We start from the raw sequence: 4,540 nt of genomic DNA on the forward strand, positions 1-4,540 counted from the left end.
TGCCCGTGCGGGACGAGCTCGGACCCGAAGTGGCCCGGGTGGTGGCGGTGGGCGCGGTCGTGCCGCTGCCCCCCGGGGAGGTGGTGGGCCACTGGGTGCCGATCACCAGCGCCACGACGACGGCGGCGGCCAGCAGCGCCGCCTTGGCCCATTTCGAGGTCACGGCGCCCACCTCGCTCTCGTCGTCGCCGACCGTCGTCGCACGCCGGCCCCTGGACGTCCGTGCGTGCCGGCGCCGTCACGCTATACGACGTCGCCAGGGTCACATCGGTTCGTCGCCGCCGAGCGCGCTTCGCCGCGCGCCGGGACCTAGACTCACGGGAGAGGCTGTGCACCGCGCCGGTGTGGTCATCCTCGCCGCCGTGGTGGCCACCGGCCCTGCATCCTGCGTACTGGAGGAATCGTGTCCGAAGCCGTCATCGTCTCGACCGCCCGCACCCCGATCGGACGCGCGTTCAAGGGGTCGCTCAAGGACGTCCGCCCCGACGACCTCGCCGTGGGTGTGATCCAGGCGGCGCTCGACAAGATCCCGGACCTCGACCCGCACGACGTCGAGGACCTCTACCTCGGCTGCGCCGAGCCCTGGGGCGAGCACGGCTCCAACATGGCGCGCGTGGTCGCCATCCTGCTCGGCCTCGACCACCTGCCCGGCTCCACGGTCAACCGGTTCTGCGCGTCCTCGGTGCAGACGAGTCGGATGGCGTTCCACGCGATCAAGGCCGGCGAGGGCGACATCTTCGTGTCGGCGGGCGTCGAGTGCGTGTCGCGCTATGCGGACTTCACCGGCGCCGGCGGCTCCAAGGCTGAGTGGCAGAACCCGCGGTTTGCCGACGCGCAGGCCCGCATGGCGCAGATCGCGAAGGACAACACCACGTGGACCGACCCGCGCGAGGACGGCCTGGTGCCCGACGTCTACCTGGCGATGGGCCAGACCGCGGAGAACGTCGCGACGATGCGCGGGATCTCCCGCGAGCGCCAGGACGAGTGGGGCGTCACCAGCCAGAACCGCGCCGAGAAGGCGATCGCCGACGGCTTCTTCGAGCGCGAGATCGCGCCGGTGACGCTGCCCGACGGCACGGTCGTCAGCAAGGACGACGGCCCTCGCCCCGGCGTCACCCTGGAGAAGGTCTCGACCCTGCAGCCGGTCTTCCGCGAGGACGGCACGATCACCGCCGGCAACTGCTGTCCCCTCAACGACGGCGCCGCCGCTGTCGTCGTGATGAGCGACACCAAGGCCCGCGAGCTCGGCCTCACGCCGCTGGCCCGCGTGGTCTCCACCGGCGTCAGCGCCCTCTCCCCCGAGATCATGGGCCTCGGCCCGGTCGAGGCGTCCAGGCAGGCGCTGGCCCGCGCAGGCATGACGATCGGCGACATGGACCTCTACGAGATCAACGAGGCGTTCGCCGCCCAGGTGCTGCCCTCGGCCGATGACCTCGGGATGGACTTCGACAAGCTCAACGTGCACGGCGGGGCGATCGCGCTCGGCCACCCGTTCGGATCGACCGGCGCTCGCATCACCACGACGCTGCTCAACGGGTTGCGGTCGCGCGACGGCCAGTTCGGCCTTGAGACGATGTGCGTCGGCGGAGGCCAGGGCATGGCGGTCATCTACGAGCGGCTCAGCTGACCGTTGTCCAGCCGGGGATGAGAGTGCCGTCGTTCGAGTCGGTGTCGACGTGGCACCAGCCGCTGCCGGCGACCTGCTCGGCACAGCGCCAGGCGCTCCTGGACGACGTGGCGACCCGCATCGACGCGCTGGGCAAGCACCGGCTGCGCGTGGCGGTCGACGGTTACACCGCCTCGGGCAAGACCAGCTTCGGCCACGAGCTCGCCGCGGCGTTGCGCCGGTCGGGTCGCCCGACGCTGCGGGCCAGCCTCGACGACTTCAAGAACCCCTGGAGCGAGCGGCACCTCTACGACCGTGAGTCGGGCGAGGGCTACTACCGCAACGCCTACGACTTCGACGCCACCCGCCGGCTGCTGCTCGAGCCGGCCGGCCCGTCGGGTTCCGGCGCGGTCGTGCTCTGCAGCATCGACCCGCTCACCCAGGAGAACCACCAGGACGTCGTGGTGCGCGCGCCGGACGATGCCGTGCTCGTCGTCGACTCGGTCTTCGCCTTGCGGCCGGAGTACGACGACTGCTGGGAGTTTCGTATCTGGCTCGACGTGGAGCCGGAGCTGGCGCTGCGCCGTGGCGCGACGCGTGACACCGAGCGCGCCGGCCGGGCCCAGGCCGAGGCGATCCACCGCGAGCGCTATCACGCCGCCGAGCTGATCTACCTCGCCGAGGTCGATCCCGTCGCCCGCGCCGACGTCGTGGTCGACAACCGCGACTTCACCCGGCCCCGGCTCCTGCGCCCCTGACGCCTCCCGCGGCCCCCGCTCCCGATCGTTGCGGCGCGTCCGGCCAGTCGACGAGCCGAAGGTCGCCGCAGCAACCAGCCGGTATGCCGTCAGGCCAGTACCCTGCGCAGCCTCGCCAGGTCCTCGGCCAGTCCAGCGGCGAGACCCGCCGCGCACGCGTCATACACCGTGACGGTCAGCTGGTCCATGAGCACAGCCGGCCCGAGGTCGGGCAGTCCCCGTCCCACCCCTTCCCCGCTCGTTGCTGGGGAAGGGCGTCGTCGGTGACGCGGTTCCCCAGCAACAACGGGAGGGGTGGCGGCGTCGGCGAGACGCTGGGCGAGGGCCCGCACCGCCCCCACATGCGACGACGCGCGGTCGAGCGGCAGCTGGTGCCACCGTTCGACCACGCGTCGAAGCTCGGTCTCGACGTCCCTCGGGACGGGGGACGCGTGCGGCTGCACTCAGTCGCGCATCCGGGCCAGCAGGCGCAGGATCTCGAGGTAGAGCCAGACCAGCGAGACGATCAGGCCGTGCGCGAGCAGCCAGGAGTACTTCTCCGGCACCTCGGCGTTGACCGCGCGCTGGATCGTGTCGAAGTCGATCGCCAGCGAGTAGGACGCCAGGCCGACCGCGAAGATCGAGATGCCGATGCCGAGCAGCCCGCTGCCGCCGAAGCCCCAGCCGTCGCCGACGCCCATGAAGGAGGCGATGACGTTGACGATGGCAAACAGCAGGTAGCCCATGAGCGCCAGGCCGAAGATGCGGCGCGACTTCTCGGTGACGCGGATGATGCCGAACTTCCATCCGGCGAACATGCCCACGAAGACGCACATCGTGGCGATCACAGCCGTCGCGACCAGGTTGCTCTGCCCCGGCGCGTTGAAGTTGTCGTTGTAGAAGTTGCTGATCGCGCCGACGAAGATGCCCTCCGCGACGGCATAGGTGACGATCAACGGCACGCTGATCGTCTTCTTCATCGCGATGACGATGCCGAGGATCAGGGTCAGCGCGATGCCGCCGATGAAGACCGGCATCGCCAGCTCCGGCGTGCTGTCGGTGAGGATCCACCCGGCGGCAGCGAAGACCACGACGATCGAGAACAGGCCGAGCGTCTTCATGACGACGTCGTCGAGGGTCAGCCGACCCATCTGGACACGGTCGGCGGACTGCTGGTTGTAGAGGTCCTGCAGCTGCTCGGGCGACATCTGCTGGCTCTGCGCGCCGCCCATCGGCGGCTGTCCGTAGGACTGTCCCTGCCCCGGGTAGCCCTGCTGCGGGGACACCTGCTGGGAACCGCGCCGGGGGGCGCGGAAACCGGCGAACTCGCCCTTGTCGATCTGACTATTGATCTTGTTGAAGACCGGGTTGCTTGCCATTCACTGCCTCCAGCGCTCGTGCCCCACTCGCGCGAGGCCTGTCACAAGGGTAAAGGTTCCCATCATCGCAAAAGTTCCCGCCCGGCCCGGCAGTGTCCACATTGTTGTGTTTGCCGTGACCCACGTCACGGCGCGTCAACGAGTCCGAGCCAACTCGCGTTGGCCGCAGGAGAGCCGGCTGAAGCGGTGATCACGTGCCCCCGACGGGTTTCGAACCCGCACTTGAGCGATTTTAAGTCGCCTGCCTCTGCCGTTGGGCTACGGGGGCACCCACAGGCTACCCAGCGTCGGAACGAACGTTCGCCCAGCCGCGCCAGACTGATGCGGCTACAGATAGGTGCGCCGCGGATGTATGTCGGCCGCCCCGCGCACGAGGTCGAGGAAGAGCAGACCCGCCGTGTGGTCGATCTCGTGCTGCAGCGCGATCGCCTCGAACCCGTCGGTGTGCAGCTCGACCCACTCCCCCGTGACCGGCAGCTGGCCGCGCACGACCAGCCTCGTCGCGCGGGTGACGTCGCCGGTGAAGTCCGGGACCGACATACAACCCTCGCGACCGCGTTGGCGGCGGCTCGCGGACAGCACCGACGCGTTGGCGAGGGCGAAGACGCCGTGACACGTCCGGGTCTTGCGGTGCCCGGTCACGTCAACGCCGAACAACCGCGCCGCGACGCCGATCTGCTGCGCGGCGAGGCCGACGCAGCCGGGAGAGACCGCCTGCGTCGCGAGCAGGTCGGCCGCCAGCTGGACGGTCTCGGGCGAGGCCGGGTCGACCTCGGCGCCCTCCTGTGCGAGCACCGCTTGGGGGGACCGCGCCACGG

General features: G+C 70.2%; 4 protein-coding genes and 1 tRNA gene. 2 read left to right on the forward strand and 3 right to left on the reverse strand.

From position 1 onward, the window contains the following. The first annotated feature begins 403 nt into the window (after positions 1–403). Both FRW57_RS17695 and FRW57_RS17700 read left to right on the forward strand, forming a co-directional pair. Entirely contained in the window at positions 404–1,627 is a 1,224-nt protein-coding gene (locus FRW57_RS17695; protein ID WP_137119887.1) for an acetyl-CoA C-acetyltransferase, read from the forward strand. Between the two features lie 17 nt (positions 1,628–1,644). Further along, positions 1,645–2,364 (forward strand): nucleoside/nucleotide kinase family protein, encoded by a 720-nt coding sequence (locus FRW57_RS17700; RefSeq protein ID WP_137119888.1) that lies wholly within the window; start codon positions 1,645–1,647, stop codon positions 2,362–2,364. A gap of 443 nt (positions 2,365–2,807) precedes the next feature. Here FRW57_RS17700 and FRW57_RS17705 read toward each other — a convergent pair whose 3' ends face one another. The 3 genes from FRW57_RS17705 to FRW57_RS17715 all read right to left on the reverse strand — a co-directional run. Further along, positions 2,808–3,722: a Bax inhibitor-1/YccA family protein gene (locus FRW57_RS17705; protein WP_137119889.1), complete on the reverse strand. Its 915-nt coding sequence runs from the start codon at positions 3,720–3,722 to the stop codon at positions 2,808–2,810. Positions 3,723–3,917: 195 nt separating this feature from the next. Next, positions 3,918–3,990: transfer RNA gene (locus FRW57_RS17710), tRNA-Leu, on the reverse strand. 59 nt (positions 3,991–4,049) lie between these two features. Then, the coding region (locus tag FRW57_RS17715) for a peptide deformylase (RefSeq protein WP_203230395.1) at positions 4,050–4,540 on the reverse strand (491 nt) is incomplete at its 5' end.

The organism is Segeticoccus rhizosphaerae, from assembly GCF_009192725.1.
Classification (GTDB): domain Bacteria; phylum Actinomycetota; class Actinomycetes; order Actinomycetales; family Dermatophilaceae; genus Segeticoccus; species Segeticoccus rhizosphaerae.

Excerpts from the sequence above, each read along its gene's own strand:
- FRW57_RS17705 (WP_137119889.1), bottom strand. The coding sequence starts at position 3,722 with ATGGCAAGCAACCCGGTCTTCAACAAGATCAATAGTCAGATCGACAAG.
- FRW57_RS17700 (WP_137119888.1), top strand. The coding sequence starts at position 1,645 with ATGAGAGTGCCGTCGTTCGAGTCGGTGTCGACGTGGCACCAGCCGCTG.